At 70.6% G+C, this 12,878-nt stretch carries 20 protein-coding genes and 2 tRNA genes; 11 read left to right on the top strand and 11 right to left on the bottom strand.

Annotated features, from left to right (window positions below; genetic code table 11):
• Nucleotides 1-24 precede the first annotated feature (24 nt).
• The 7 genes from ACFVQ0_RS09500 to ACFVQ0_RS09470 all read right to left on the bottom strand — a co-directional run bounded on the left by ACFVQ0_RS09500 (nt 25) and on the right by ACFVQ0_RS09470 (nt 3,648).
• Nucleotides 25-1,455 (bottom strand): DHA2 family efflux MFS transporter permease subunit, encoded by a 1,431-nt coding sequence (locus tag ACFVQ0_RS09500; RefSeq protein WP_390086227.1) that lies wholly within the window; start codon nt 1,453-1,455, stop codon nt 25-27.
• Between the two features lie 75 nt (nt 1,456-1,530).
• A complete protein-coding gene (locus tag ACFVQ0_RS09495) occupies nt 1,531-2,079 on the bottom strand; it encodes a TetR/AcrR family transcriptional regulator (RefSeq protein ID WP_390087739.1) in 549 nt (182 codons plus the stop codon).
• A 132-nt stretch (nt 2,080-2,211) separates the two neighbouring features.
• Nucleotides 2,212-2,640 (bottom strand): MaoC family dehydratase, encoded by a 429-nt coding sequence (locus tag ACFVQ0_RS09490; RefSeq protein WP_390086225.1) that lies wholly within the window; start codon nt 2,638-2,640, stop codon nt 2,212-2,214.
• On the bottom strand, nt 2,640-3,092 hold the full coding sequence (locus tag ACFVQ0_RS09485; protein ID WP_390086223.1) for a MaoC family dehydratase N-terminal domain-containing protein: 453 nt from the start codon (nt 3,090-3,092) through the stop codon (nt 2,640-2,642). The genes ACFVQ0_RS09490 and ACFVQ0_RS09485 overlap by 1 nt, the downstream gene beginning before the upstream one ends.
• A gap of 110 nt (nt 3,093-3,202) precedes the next feature.
• Nucleotides 3,203-3,367, bottom strand: a complete 165-nt coding sequence (rpmG, locus tag ACFVQ0_RS09480; RefSeq protein ID WP_003956487.1) for a 50S ribosomal protein L33 — start codon at nt 3,365-3,367, stop codon at nt 3,203-3,205.
• A gap of 90 nt (nt 3,368-3,457) precedes the next feature.
• Nucleotides 3,458-3,530: transfer RNA gene (locus tag ACFVQ0_RS09475), tRNA-Met, on the bottom strand.
• A gap of 45 nt (nt 3,531-3,575) precedes the next feature.
• Nucleotides 3,576-3,648: transfer RNA gene (locus ACFVQ0_RS09470), tRNA-Thr, on the bottom strand.
• Between the two features lie 324 nt (nt 3,649-3,972).
• Between ACFVQ0_RS09470 and ACFVQ0_RS09465 the strand changes: the two genes are divergently transcribed.
• On the top strand, nt 3,973-5,250 hold the full coding sequence (locus ACFVQ0_RS09465) for an amidohydrolase family protein (RefSeq protein ID WP_390086222.1): 1,278 nt from the start codon (nt 3,973-3,975) through the stop codon (nt 5,248-5,250).
• A gap of 36 nt (nt 5,251-5,286) precedes the next feature.
• Nucleotides 5,287-5,943, top strand: coding sequence for an SDR family oxidoreductase (locus ACFVQ0_RS09460; RefSeq protein ID WP_073733143.1), 657 nt, complete (start codon nt 5,287-5,289; stop codon nt 5,941-5,943).
• Nucleotides 5,944-5,971: 28 nt separating this feature from the next.
• Here ACFVQ0_RS09460 and ACFVQ0_RS09455 read toward each other — a convergent pair whose 3' ends face one another.
• The 4 genes from ACFVQ0_RS09455 to ACFVQ0_RS09440 form a co-directional block, all read right to left on the bottom strand.
• Nucleotides 5,972-6,445, bottom strand: a complete 474-nt coding sequence (locus tag ACFVQ0_RS09455) for a DUF523 domain-containing protein (RefSeq protein ID WP_390086220.1) — start codon at nt 6,443-6,445, stop codon at nt 5,972-5,974.
• 244 nt (nt 6,446-6,689) lie between these two features.
• The gene (locus ACFVQ0_RS09450; RefSeq protein ID WP_390086217.1) at nt 6,690-7,373 is read right to left on the bottom strand and encodes an HAD family hydrolase; all 684 of its coding nucleotides are present in this window, start codon (nt 7,371-7,373) and stop codon (nt 6,690-6,692) included.
• On the bottom strand, nt 7,370-8,218 hold the full coding sequence (locus ACFVQ0_RS09445; protein WP_390086215.1) for a GntR family transcriptional regulator: 849 nt from the start codon (nt 8,216-8,218) through the stop codon (nt 7,370-7,372). Before ACFVQ0_RS09445 ends, ACFVQ0_RS09450 begins: the two co-directional genes overlap by 4 nt.
• Nucleotides 8,219-8,983: 765 nt before the next feature.
• Nucleotides 8,984-9,109: a hypothetical protein gene (locus ACFVQ0_RS09440; RefSeq protein ID WP_390086213.1), complete on the bottom strand. Its 126-nt coding sequence runs from the start codon at nt 9,107-9,109 to the stop codon at nt 8,984-8,986.
• Between the two features lie 25 nt (nt 9,110-9,134).
• On the opposite strand from ACFVQ0_RS09440, the gene ACFVQ0_RS09435 reads away from it, so the two are divergent.
• From ACFVQ0_RS09435 to ACFVQ0_RS09395, 9 genes are all read left to right on the top strand, one after another.
• Nucleotides 9,135-9,557: an NUDIX domain-containing protein gene (locus tag ACFVQ0_RS09435; protein ID WP_390086211.1), complete on the top strand. Its 423-nt coding sequence runs from the start codon at nt 9,135-9,137 to the stop codon at nt 9,555-9,557.
• A 93-nt stretch (nt 9,558-9,650) separates the two neighbouring features.
• Nucleotides 9,651-9,917, top strand: a complete 267-nt coding sequence (locus tag ACFVQ0_RS09430) for a DUF6284 family protein (RefSeq protein ID WP_390086209.1) — start codon at nt 9,651-9,653, stop codon at nt 9,915-9,917.
• On the top strand, nt 9,914-10,111 hold the full coding sequence (locus ACFVQ0_RS09425; RefSeq protein ID WP_390086207.1) for a hypothetical protein: 198 nt from the start codon (nt 9,914-9,916) through the stop codon (nt 10,109-10,111). Before ACFVQ0_RS09430 ends, ACFVQ0_RS09425 begins: the two co-directional genes overlap by 4 nt.
• Nucleotides 10,108-10,398, top strand: a complete 291-nt coding sequence (locus ACFVQ0_RS09420) for a DUF6303 family protein (protein WP_390086205.1) — start codon at nt 10,108-10,110, stop codon at nt 10,396-10,398. Before ACFVQ0_RS09425 ends, ACFVQ0_RS09420 begins: the two co-directional genes overlap by 4 nt.
• Nucleotides 10,395-11,393 (top strand): DUF2637 domain-containing protein, encoded by a 999-nt coding sequence (locus ACFVQ0_RS09415; RefSeq protein ID WP_390086203.1) that lies wholly within the window; start codon nt 10,395-10,397, stop codon nt 11,391-11,393. The genes ACFVQ0_RS09420 and ACFVQ0_RS09415 overlap by 4 nt, the downstream gene beginning before the upstream one ends.
• A complete protein-coding gene (locus ACFVQ0_RS09410) occupies nt 11,390-11,737 on the top strand; it encodes an RRQRL motif-containing zinc-binding protein (RefSeq protein WP_390086201.1) in 348 nt (115 codons plus the stop codon). The genes ACFVQ0_RS09415 and ACFVQ0_RS09410 overlap by 4 nt, the downstream gene beginning before the upstream one ends.
• Nucleotides 11,734-11,961: a hypothetical protein gene (locus ACFVQ0_RS09405; protein ID WP_390086199.1), complete on the top strand. Its 228-nt coding sequence runs from the start codon at nt 11,734-11,736 to the stop codon at nt 11,959-11,961. The genes ACFVQ0_RS09410 and ACFVQ0_RS09405 overlap by 4 nt, the downstream gene beginning before the upstream one ends.
• Nucleotides 11,962-12,049: 88 nt before the next feature.
• On the top strand, nt 12,050-12,433 hold the full coding sequence (locus ACFVQ0_RS09400) for a DUF6251 family protein (protein ID WP_390086197.1): 384 nt from the start codon (nt 12,050-12,052) through the stop codon (nt 12,431-12,433).
• Between the two features lie 81 nt (nt 12,434-12,514).
• Entirely contained in the window at nt 12,515-12,835 is a 321-nt protein-coding gene (locus tag ACFVQ0_RS09395) for a hypothetical protein (protein ID WP_390086195.1), read from the top strand.
• Nucleotides 12,836-12,878 lie beyond the last annotated feature (43 nt).

Here is a 12,878-nt window from a genome sequence, read left to right as displayed (position 1 = left end):
GGACCGTACCGGCGTGGCAGCCCCTCAGGCGGCCACCGGGACACGCTCCCCGGCCTGACCGGTCCCCGGCGTCGGAGTGCCGCGACGGCCCGGGATCATCAGGGTGACCAGGGCGGCGAGGGCCACCACCGCCGCGCCGAGCCAGAGCGCGAGGACGGTCCCGTCCGTGAAGGTCCGCGCGGAGTCGTAACCGCCCTGCGAGGAGAAGACCGTGGCGAGCACGGCGACCCCGAGGGCTCCGCCGACCTCGCGCAGCGCGTTGCTGGCACCGGAGGCGATGCCCTGTTCGGCCGGGCGGACGCTGGACATCACCAGGCCGGCGGCGGGTGCGAAGTACAGGGCCATGCCGATGCCGCCGACGATCAGTCCGGGCAGCTGCGAGGCGTAGGAGGCCTCGGGGGCCAGGGACATGGCGAACAGGCCGAGGCCGGCGGCTTGGAGGGCGAGTCCGGTCGCGACGACCGGGCGGCCGCCGAACCGGTCGGCGAGCAGCCCGGCGACGGGTGCCACCAGCATCGGCATGCCGGTCCAGGGCAGCATCCGCAGACCGGCCTCCGCGGGCGAGTAGCCCATCACTCCCTGGAAGTACTGGCTGAGCAGGAAGATCGAACCGAACATCCCGAGGAACATCAGCAGGCCGGCCATGTTGATCCCGAAGAACGCCCGGCTCCGGAAGAGCCGCATCGGCAGCATCGGGTTCTCGGCGCGGAATCCGTGGCGGATGAACGCGCCTATGAGCGCGGTACCGGCGATGAGCGAGGTGAGGACGACGGGGTCGCTCCAGCCCTCGGAGTTGGCGTTCACCAGTCCGTAGACGATCCCGAAGAGCCCGGCGCTGACCAGCAGGGTGCCCGGGATGTCGAGCCGCGAGTCCGGGGCGTACGACTCGGCCAGGCGCAGCCGGGCGAGCGGCAGCAGGACCAGGCCGATCGGCACGTTCAGCCAGAAGATCCACTGCCAGGAGAGGTGTTCGGTGAGGCTGCCGCCGACCAGTGGCCCGCTGGCCACGGCCAGTCCGGTCACGGCGCTGAAGATGCCCAGCGCGGCACCGCGGCGGGCGGGCGGCACGGCGGCCGTGAGCAGGGTGAGCGTCAGCGGCATCATGACCGCCGCGCCGACGCCCTGGACCGCGCGGAAGGCGATCAGTTCGTTGATCCCGGGCGAGAGGGCTGCCGCGGCGGAGGCGCCGGTGAAGACGGTGAGCCCGATGACGAAGAGCCGGCGCCGGCCGAACCGGTCCCCGAGGGAGGCGCCGAGCATCAGCAGGACGGCGAAGGTGAGGGTGTACGCGTTCACCGTCCATTCGAGCTCCCCCAGCTCGCCGCCGAGGCTCTCGCGGATGGACGGCAGGGCGGTGGTGACGACGAGGTTGTCGAGGGCCGCCATGAATCCGGCGACGCTGGTGATGACGAGGGCCCAGACCGCTCCCGAGCGGCCCGTCACGTGCTGTTCCACTGTTCCCCCTGTGGGTTAGTTATTGATTACTAACTTCGCTGGACAGAAAAACGGGCCGCACCGGGGACGCCCCGTTCAGGCGCCCGGCGCGTCCGGGTCCTGGAACCCTGACCAGACCCGGTGATCCGCCGGATAACCGAGCGAGGTCAGGGTGTTGATGAGCATGCCGTACGCGAGAAACGTGGTCGCCTTCTCGGCGTCCGCACCGAGCGCGAGGGCGATGTCTTCGAACATCCGCAGCCAGCCGGCCCGCAGCGACTCGCCGAACTCGTGGTCCCCGGCGGCCTCGGCCGCCGCGACGGCCGCGTACATCTGCATCTGCATCAGCAGCCGGTCGTGGTCGTGCACGATCAGGCGCTGATAGGCCTCGGACATGGCATGCAGCGCCTCGTCGCCTTCGAGACCCTCGGCGGCGTCCGCGAAGACCTGGCGGGTGTCCGCGATGCACCGCTCGGCGGCGGCCAGGAACATCGCCTGCTTGTTGGGGAAGAGGCGGAAGAGGTACGGCTGCGAGACGCCCACCCGTCTGGCGATCACCTCGGTGGACGTGCCGTGGTAACCGCCGCGGGCGAACTCGGTGATCGCCGCGCGGACAGCGCTTTCGCGCCGCTCGTCCGCACTCATCCTTGCCATGGAGTGAAGTTAGTACTCAATCACTAACCTGGTCAAGCGATACCGGCCTCTCCATACCCGGGCCCCACGCGTAAGGGGCGCGGCCCCAGGACCACACCCCTTACACCACACCTCTCCTACGGGTCAGGCGAGCTGGACCACGGCGCGGGACATGCCCAGCACCTTCTTGTCGTCGCTCATCACCGTCAGGTCGACCCGTACCCGCTTGTCGTCCAGCAGGACGGCCACCTTGGCGCTGACCTCGATCACGGCACCCTTGTCGTCGTTGGGCACGACGACCGGCTTGGTGAACCGGACCCCGTACTCGACGATCGCGCCGGGGTCGCCGGTCCAGTCCGTGACGACCTGGATCGCCTCTGCCATGGTGAACATGCCGTGCGCGATGACGTCCGGCAGTCCGACCTCGCGGGCGAACTTCTCGTTCCAGTGGATCGGGTTGAAGTCTCCGGAGGCGCCCGCGTACTGCACCAGCGTCGCCCGGGTGACCGGGAAGGAGCGCGCCGGCAGCTCCGTACCGACCTCGACCGAGTCGTAACTCACCTTCGCCGTCATCACGCCTCCTCGGCGGCGCGCGCCACCAGCTTCGTCCACGCCGTCACGACCAGCTCGCCGGACTCGTCGTGAACCTCGCCACGGACGTCCAGGATGTCGTTGCCCGCCATGGACTTGACCGTCTCGATGGTCGACGTGACCGTCAGCCGGTCCCCCGCCCGCACCGGGCGGACGTACACGAACCGCTGGTCGCCATGGACGACGCGGCTGTAGTCGAGGCCGAGCTGCGGGTCCTGCACGACCTGCCCCGCGGCCTTGAAGGTGATCGAGAACACGAACGTGGGCGGCGCGATCACATCAATGTGACCGAGCGTCCTGGCCGCATCGGGATCCAGGTACGCGGGATTGGTGTCGCCGACCGCTTCGGCGAACTCCCGGATCTTCTCCCGGCCGACCTCGTACGGCGTGGTGGGCGGATAGGTCCGCCCCACGAAGGACTGATCGAGCGCCATGGGCTCGCAACCTCCTGATGAAAGACGAATGGGCCGAAGTCTCGGAGTACAGCTTCGTACAACGACACGAGGCCGCCCCCAACGGGGGCGGCCTCGTGTACGAGCCTGATTCAGCGCGTTTCGCGGTGCGCGGTGTGCGAGTTGCAGCGCGGGCAATGCTTCTTCATCTCAAGACGGTCCGGGTTGTTACGCCGGTTCTTCTTGGTGATGTAGTTCCGCTCCTTGCACTCCACGCAGGCCAGCGTGATCTTCGGGCGGACGTCGGTGGCAGCCACGTGAGTGCTCCTTGGACGGACGGTGGACGGATGAACGCAAAAAAAAGAGTAGCCGATCGGAGGACCGACCCCACAATCGGCTACTGTTAGTAGCGGTGACCGGACTTGAACCGGTGACACAGCGATTATGAGCCGCTTGCTCTACCGACTGAGCTACACCGCTTTGATGATGAGTCCCCCCGCCGAAGCGGGGATTCCCGATCACCAGAGCCCCAATGCGGAATCGAACCGCAGACCTTCTCCTTACCATGGAGACGCTCTACCGACTGAGCTATTGGGGCGAGCGATGAAGACATTACACGCTCGGTCGCCGATCGCCCAAATCCGTTTCGAAGCCTCATCCAAAGCCCTTGATCGGCGCCGCTCCGACCTCTTGATCAGCCGCTTGATCAGCCGCTCGTCCGGCACTTGATCAGCGGTTCGGCGGCCCCCGGAGCACCTCCCGCCCCACACGTACCCACCCGTCCCGCGCGCCCCGTCACGCGCCCCTGCGGACGGCACCGGGACGACACCGGTACGACTATTCAGCTCTTCCTCGAACCCGGTACGTCACACCTCTAGGCTCGACTCACTCTGCGTGATCCTGCCCCCCTCTCTGGAGCGCGATGCCCGACAGCAGACCGCGGCCGCCGGACGACCACGCCGCCGACCCGGCCCACAGCCGCGAGAGCACGGCACTGACGCTCTGCGGGGCCCGTCTCACCGACGGCCGCATCGTGGACGTACGGCTCGGCGGCAGCCGGATCGAGGCCGTCGGCACCGCCGGCAGCCTCCCCGCGTCCGGCGCGCGCATCGACCTGCGCGGCCACCTCCTGCTGCCGGCGCCCGCGGAGCCGCACGCCCACAGCGACACCGCGCTCACCGCCGACGACGCCGCGACCGGCACCCCCGGACCGGCCTCGCAGCTCCCCGAGGACGTCCAGCGGCGCGCCACGGAGGCCGCGTTGCTTCAACTCGGGCACGGCGCGACCGCGCTGCGCTCGCACGTACGGATCGGCGACGTACAGGGCCTCACCGCCCTCGAAGCCGTCCTCCAGGCACGCCGGTCGCTGCGCGGACTCGCCGACCTGACGGCGGTCGCCGTCCCCCGGCTGCTCACCGGCATCGCGGGCGCCGACGGCCTGGCCATGCTCCGCGACGCGGTGAAGATGGGCGCCGGCGCGGTCGGCGGCCGCCCCGACCTGGACCCGGACCCGACGGGGTACGCGGAAGCCGTCCTGGAGATCGCCGCCGAACACGGCTGCCCCGTCGATCTGCACACGGACAGTGACGACCCGGCCCGGCTGGCCCGGCTCGCGGCCATGGCCGGCGGACTGCGGCAAGGGGTCGCCCTCGGCCCCTGCGCGGGCCTCTCCCGGCTCCCCGGGGAGGCCGCGGCCCGCGCCGCCGACCAGCTCGCCGCGTCCGGGGTGACGGTCATCTGCCTGCCCCAGGGCGGCTGCTGCGGGGCGGAGCGCCGGGGTACGGCTCCCGTGCGGCTGCTGCGCGCGGCCGGGGTGCGGGTCGCGGCGGGCAGCGGGGCGCTGCGGGACCTCGCCAACCCGGTGGGGCGCGGCGACCCGCTGGAGGCCGCCTTCCTGCTGGCCTCGCAGAGCGGGCTGAGCGCCGGGCACGCCTACGAGGCGGTGTCGGCGGAGGCCAGACGGGCGATGGGGCTGCCGGAGGTGCGGATCGAGGCGGGTTTCCCGGCCGAGCTGCTCGCGGTGCGCGGCGAGCGGCTCAGCGGGGTGCTCTCACTGGCGTACAGCCGGATCGTGGTGCACCGCGGCCGGGTGGTGGCCCGGACCAGCGCGGTACGCGAGTACCGCGACTCGGAGACGGGCGGCGGGGCCGGACTCCCCCGCCAGGGACGACCGGATTCCGGCCCCGGCGGCGGGGCCTGAGCGCGCCGCGGCGCGCTGCGGCGTACGGTCGTGACCATGCGCATTGTCATCGCAGGTGGACATGGTCAGATCGCGCTGCGGCTTGAGCGGCTGCTCGCTGCGCGCGGGGACGAGGCGGTGGGGATCATCCGCGATCCCGGACAGCGTGACGACCTGCGGGCCGTCGGCGCGGAACCGGTGGTCCTGGACCTCGAATCGGCCACCGTGGAGGAGACCGCGGAGGCGCTGCGCGGGGCCGACGCGGTGGTCTTCGCGGCCGGCGCGGGCCCCAACAGCGGCACGGACCGCAAGGACACGGTGGACCGCGGCGCCGCCGTCCTCTTCGCGGACGCGGCGGAACGGGCGGGGGTGCGGCGCTACGTCGTCGTCTCGTCCATGGGCGCCGACGCCGACCACCCCGGAGACGAGGTGTTCGACGCGTACCTGCGGGCCAAGGGCGCGGCGGACGCGTACGTGCGCTCCAGGACGGCGCTCGACTGGACGATCCTGCGCCCCGGCATGCTGACCAACGACGCCGGCACCGGCCAGGTGCTGCTCGCCGCGTCGACCGGCCGGGGCCCGGTCCCGCGCGACGACGTGGCGGCCGCGCTCATGGAGCTGCTGGACACCCCGGCGACGGCGGGCCTGACGCTGGAGCTCATCTCGGGCAACGTGCCGGTGATGGTCGCGGTGAAGGACATCGCGGGCAACTGACGAGGGGGCGCAGGGCCCGGCGCCCCGGTCAGCCGCCCGGCGCCGGACGTACGGTGATGCCGTGCCGCTCCAGCAGGGCCGCCGTCACCCCGTCGCCCTCGCGCAGCTCTCCGGTGAACGTCCCGTCATAAACCCTGCCGCGCCCGCACGAAGGGCTCCGGGCCATCAGCAGGGCCTCGGCGCAGCCCGCCCCGCGCGCCGCCTCCAGGGCCTGCCGGGCGCCGTCCAGGAACGCCTCCGTCACATCGCGCCCGGAGTCGTCCACGACGCGTGCACGGCCGTCCAGGACGTCGTGGCCGTCGCCGCCGACGATCTCGGCGGGGCGGCGGGGCGTGGGCAGCCCGGCGGCGACCTCGGGGCAGCAGGACACGGGCCTGCGGTCACCGATGGCCGCGGCGAGCCCGGCGGAGGCCTTGCCCCGGCCGTCGAAGCGACAGGGCACGCCCAGCAGGCAGGCACTGACCAGTACGGATTCCGTTTCCACGGTTGGGTCGTTCGCCACGGTTACGCCCTTCGTCACCGGCACAACAGAGAAGGCCCCCGTCCGAGGACGAGGGCCTTGCTTTGTGGCGGCGCCAGGGTTCGAACCTGGGTAGGCTGAGCCGGCAGATTTACAGCGGGCTACTTCCAGGCCCTCTCATCAGGCGCTTTCACGTTTCCCTGTCTCCTCGGGGGACGTCTGGGGGAAATCCTAGTCGCGCCCCGCACTTTCCCGACAAGCGCCAGGGGCACCGGGCTGGCGGTTTTCACCTGAGGGCATCCGCGATGGCGCCCATGGAGTCGGTCACCGCCACGGCCCCCGCGGCGGCCAGCACAGCCGCCTTGCCTGGCTTGTTGGCGTAGCCGATGGTTGCCACGTCGGCCGCCGTTCCGGCCTGAACGTCGCGTGCCGCGTCTCCGACGAAGATGCACTCCCCGGGTTTGGCGGACGCGGCAGACAGGGCGTCCAGCAGCAAGCGCGGATTGGGCTTCATGGAAGTCGGGTCACCCGGCACACGGCCAAACACCCCCGCAATGGCGTCACCAAGTCCGTGGTCAGCCAGGTAGGCGCGGATCGCATCCCCCGAGTTGTTGCTGATGATCCAAACGGAGCGACCCGATTCGACGCAGGCGCGAATAGCAGGCTCCCCACCGGGGGTCTGCTCAGCAAGCGCGACCGCTTCCACCTCCAGGCGCACCAACGTTTCGTCGGCTCGAACTGCCAAATCCGGCCTGACGTCCGCGACACTACGCAGGAGTGCGAGCGGATCAGTCTCCGTCGCCCAGCCTTCAGGGTCCCCCGGAGCAAGGGCGGGGCTTAGAGAGTCGAAGAGCCCGCGCGCCACATCGGGCGCGGGCAGTCCCGCGAAGACCGAGCAAACCGGTCCGTCGAAGTCGAGAAACACATGCTTGACGGAGCGGAGCACGTCAGTGAGCTGGGTCGTATTCATGGCTTCCGCTCGTAGGAGATGGTGTTCCAGACGCTGTTGAACCAGAGCTGTGCCTGCTGGAGGTAGAGGGAGCCGAGCGATGCATCATCTGGTCCGGCGGAGTGGTGGAAGAGCGTCGTGTCCTTGCCCGTGACGTCGAAGAACGTGCGGGACTCGCCTTCCACTGAGAGCGACCGCTCCCGGAGGGGGTAGAACCCGAAGAAGGCTTCTCGCTGGTTCAGGATGTAGAGCTTGAACAGGCTGGACGCCCGGTGAACACGTACCTCTACGTTCACGGACTTCACCAGTCCGTAGTCCGCGAGCACTTCGACGGAGTGCTTGATGCCGCCGGCGTTCGTCAGCGCGATGTTCCGGGCCCGGTCGCGCAGTGCCGGATCGTCCTGAAGGTCGTCGACCAGTACAGGGACGGCCATGGGTGCGGTCGTGTCGGGCAACAGCAGTCGGACTGTGATCGATTCAGGGGTAAGTCGGCCCGACCGAATCTTGTCCAACGGTTCCTGCATGGCGTTGTACAGGGTCTCGCTGGAGAAGCCGGCGAAGTCGAGTGTGACCTGTGGCTCACCGAATGCTGCCTCGATGTGAGGGCGGAGCCCCACCGGTCGCTCCGTGCGTTCACGCACGAATGACCCGCTGCCCTGGCGAGTGATGATCAGGCCTTCGCTCCGAAGGAGCTCCAGAGCCTTGTCCACGGTGCCGCGCGCCACGCTGTAGCGCCTGGCCAGCTCAGGACCGGAGGGAAGTTTGTCCCCGGGCGTGAAGCCCTCCTTCTTCGTGAGGATCGCAGCTCGCAAAGAGCTGCTGACCTGCTGATACGGCGGTCGCGGGTCGTCCGGATCGAGGCTCATACCTCCATTCTAATCAACATGCCCAACACGCACGACTTACCCAACCCTCTTGACCTGCCTAAGCAGGTTGCCTATGTTGAGCATGTCGCCGAGAACGCAGCGGGGACAGCGAGAAGGGCCGTTCTTTGGGCTGCTTCGAGCTGCACGGCCAGAGCGCCCGGAGGGTCCCGGCAAACAGTCGGGAGTGAGCCCAAAGGAAGCCCTGTTCCTTGAGAACTGAACAGCGTGCCAAGTACTAACGACAGGCATCTGCGACAAGCCGCAGGCCCTGCCGCACGACCAGCAAGCACCTTCCTCCCCGGCCTTTTCAAGGTCAGCGGGACCCGTCCGTGCGGTGAGACAAGGGCAGAGATCGCGACCACACCAAGCACTCATGTCCGCCCGATGGAGGACACCGTGAAGCACCGAAGATTTTGGGCGCCGTCCGTGCTGGACCGGCCGGACCGGTACGCCCCTCGCGTCATCGCCTGATCTGCCGCTCACGCGGCCGGTTGCCGACCCGCCCGTCCAGACCGCTTCCTGCGGGGCTGTACGGGCGGGGCCCTGCACCGCTCACAGCCCCGGTATTCAGCCGCGAGGGCGCCCGATCGAATCGGGCCCGGGGCGCGAGCCACCCGCAGCGGCGGGTGGTCAGACGAAAGGAATCGCTGTGCAGAGCAACGAGGAACTTCGCGCCCAACTCGCCGCCGAGGCTAAGGCCGAGGACGACGCGGCTCAGCGCGCATGGGAGGCCGTCCACGGGCCCACGGACTACCAGAAAGCCATCTACGGCTGCCTGGGCAGCTGCAGCAGCCGCAGCACCCGGTAGCGCGCACCACCGCCCCGGATCATGCCGTGAGGGCGCTGGATCGAATCCGGCGCGGGGCTCTCCATCCGCGTGGTGCTCGCCACGCGGATCACTGCCTGAGGGAGAGACATGAGCATCGAGACGTTCGAGACCATCCGCTACACCGCCGACGTCGTCGTCACCACGACCGACGGGTACGTCCTGCTGATCGAGCGGGGCTGGGACCCGCACGCCGGTCAGTGGGCGCTGCCCGGCGGGCACGTCGACCCCGGCGAGACCAGCCGCGCCGCCGCCGCCCGCGAACTGGCCGAAGAGGCCGGCGTGTACGCGGCGGCGGAGGAACTGACCCAGGTCGGGACCTGGGACGCCCCCGGCCGCGACCCTCGCGGCCGATACGTCACCGTCGCCTACCAGCTCACCGTCATCCCCGGCACGCCTGCCGAAGCCGGTGACGACGCGGTCAACGTCCGCTGGTGGCCGCTCGCAGACCTTCCGCCGCTGGCGTTCGACCACGCCGACATCATCGCCGCCGTCACGGCATCGACCGTCTGACCTACCGCTTCACCCACCGCAACGGCGCGGCCCCGGTGCTCGAACACCGGGGCCGCCGAGCCGTACACCACCTGCTAGGGAGAGAAACGACTCATGATGCACATCGCTGCACTTCAGGCCGCTGTTACGGCGGCCTCCCTCGACTTCGAGCCGTCGGACGCTGAGCTGGACGCGATCGACCGTGAGATGCCGCTGATCCGGGCGGAGGTCGAGTTGCTGGACGCGCAGATCATGACCATCGACCGGCCGGCCAACGAGCTGGACGTACGGCGTATCCGCCGGGCCCGCAACCGGGTCATGGCCGCTCGCCGTGACCTGACGAACCGCGGCGGCACGGTGCAGTCGGGCGGTGCGGCATGAGCGACACCAACCTCACCGCCGTCCGGCAGGCGCTCCTGCTGGTGTTCGCCGGTATCGCCCTGACCGTGATCGGGTCCTCGCTGGACACCGTCACCGGCCGCCCCGTCTGGCGGGCCGTCGCGGTCATCGGCGGCCTCATGCAGGCCGCCGGGTGGGTGCTCTACTTCCGCCGCACGCGGGGCGGTGCCCGATGACGGCGACGTACACCGCGCAGATGTCCACCCGGTCCGGGGGGTGGCGCCTGTATGTGGCGCTGCTGGGTGATCTGGTCTCCGAGTGGCCTGAGCACGACTTCGGACCGGGGCCCGCGATCCCGACGCCGGCCGAGCGTTCACGGGCGCTCACCGCGCTCGGTTTCGTGTTCACCGACGGTGCCGAGTGGGAGTGGGAGGAGTACAGCGCGACGACCGGCGACGACACGTCGCCGGTTCGGCTGCTGGCCTCGATCCGGGTGCGGTCATGGGACGGGGGCGCGTCGTGAACAGTGCTCAGATCCGTTCAGCGGACCGCGCTCTGTCGGTCGGCACGTGGCTGATCGTGGCAGGGGCGATGCTGTACTCGATCCTCACGGTCACGCCCCTCGCGGCCCGTCATACCCCTGACGCGTGGCGGTGGACGGCCCCGATCCTGCCGTTGGTCGTGGACGCGGCGGTCGTGATCGTGGTCCGCCTGGACGCCACGATGGCCCGCCTCGGTGGGCACGGTGGTTGGTGGCCCGTCGTCCTGCGGTGGATGACCGGCTGCATGACCCTGGCCCTGAACGCGGCTGACTCGGCCCTGCAAAGCGACCTGGTCGGCGTGGCCGTCCACTCGGTGGCGCCGCTGCTGCTGATCGTCACCGCCGAGACCGGACTCGCCTACCGGCGGGCCATCGCCACCGCGCTGAACGAGCTGAACGCCCGGCAGCAGGCCGAGAAGCAGTCCGCCGAGCGGGCCCGGACCGAAGCGCGGGAGCGCGCTGAACGCAGTGCCCGCGAGGAACGGGAGCACAAGGCGGGGCTGGCTCGTGAACAGCGCGAGCACGAGGCTGCCTTGGCCCGTGAGCAGCGTGAACACGAGGACCGGGCACGGCGCGAGGAACAGGACCGGGCTGAGGCTCGGGAGCGGGCTGAGCGCGAGGCCCGTGAACGCGCCGAGGGTGAGCGTGAACAGCAGCGGCGCGAGCGTGAACGCCTTGAACGTGAGGCGGCCGCACGCCGGTCTGCTGAGCGGCGTGAGCGCGAGGAGCGTGAACGCCGTGAACACGCCGAGCAGCAGGAGCGGGCCGAGCGTGAACGCCAGGCCCTGCTGGCTGCTGGACCTGCCGAGGAGAAGCAGAGCGAGGAGCTGGCTCGGGCCACGGTCCGGGCCGCGTGCGAAGCCGGGCTGCGCATCCGGCAGGCTGCCGAACTGTGCGGCTGGTCCACCGGCTGGGTGACCGCCCGCTACCAAGAGCACCGCGACGGCGCGGGACTCGTCCTTGAGAGCGCGTCGTGAGCGCCCTGCCCTGCTACCGGTGGCGGCTCGCCCCCGAGGGTCTGGCCACCCGCCGTCAGCTCCGCGCGCTGGGGCTGCGGCCGGGTGGACAGGACGTAGCCGCTCAGATCGAACGGCCCCGGCGTCGCCGCGGGTCGCTGGTCGCCTACCTCTACCGCATCGACCACGCCCGCCCGGTCCGCCCGATGACACCGGGCCGTGCCGCAGCACTGGCCAAGGCCATGACCGCCCGCCGCACCTGCCCGAACTGCCGCTGTGACGTGGGGTACTGCATCCCGCGCTCGCTCGGCATGTGCGTTCCCTGCCACGACACCCCACTGTCCCGGAAGGACATCACGTCATGACTGCCGCCGAGTACCGCCGGGCTGCCGCTCGCATCGTCACCCGCGACCCGCTGCACGGCCCGCCGCTGCGGGACGCCGAGCTGCGCCGCGCCGAGATCCTCGCCCAGCTCTCCCTGTCCGCTGCCATCTCCGAGGCGACCGAGGCGCGCACACCGCTGCTCCAGGACCGGGACCAGTTCAACACCGAGCTGGACGCCCGCGACGCCGCGCGCAACCAGCGCTGATCGACCGCCCCGGATCACGGCGTGAGGCTGCCGGGTCGAATCCGGCACGGGGCACTGCCCGCACCACTCTGCCCTTGGAAGGAACCGCATGGACCAGCACTTGCCTGCCCCTCGGGCGCTCACCGTGATCCAGCTCCCGGACGGAACTCACGCCTACGCCGACCCGCGCACCCTGCCCGCCCAACAGGCGCCGCAGCAGATCGTTCAGCACATCCACCACGCCCCGCCCGATCGGACCGTCCAGCGCCTCGCGCTCGGCTCCGGGGTCGGCGCCGGGACGGTCGCGGCCGGCGTGTACTTCGGCCCGCTCCTGGTCGGTGTCCTCACCGCCATCGCCGCCAACCTCGCTCTCCTCGCGTTCCTGGCCGCTGTCATGGCCTGGGGCGTGGTCACGGTCGTGAAGTCGGTTGGCGGCTCGGAGGGCAAGGCCGCGTCCAAGTCGGTGTCCAGGGCCCGGCGTCGCCGGGGCTGACGTGCCCGTATCCGCCCGGTCTCGTACCGGGCGGGTGCAGGACCGGAAAGCCCGGCCACCGCCCCTTTGGGAGGCATCGTCATGGAGAGCTACACCCCCGCCGAGAAGCGCCAGCGCGCGAAGCTGTTCCGCAAGGGCTTCCGTCAGGCGATGGCCGACTGCGTCGACCCGCGCCTTGAGGCCCAGATCGAGCGCATCGACCAGCGGGCCGCCGAGCGCGGCGCCCTGGAACTGCGGGCCCTGCACCAGGTCCAGGCCGACGCCCGCCAGACCCTCGCCACCGCCAAAGCGGCCGAGCGCACCGCGCCCCGCACCGACCGGGCCGCCGCCCGTCAGGCCCGCAAGACGGCCGAGGACGCCGTGCGCCGTGCCGAGCGCGCCGTGCAGCGCGCCGAGAACTGACCTGGGCGGCCGGATTCCTTGGCCGGCACCGGCCGCCCCGGAC

Source organism: Streptomyces sp. NPDC057900, assembly GCF_042887885.1.
Taxonomy (GTDB): Bacteria; Actinomycetota; Actinomycetes; order Streptomycetales; family Streptomycetaceae; genus Streptomyces.
Note: the sequence above shows the minus strand (reverse complement) of the source record. Positions and strands in the feature narration are given on the sequence as shown.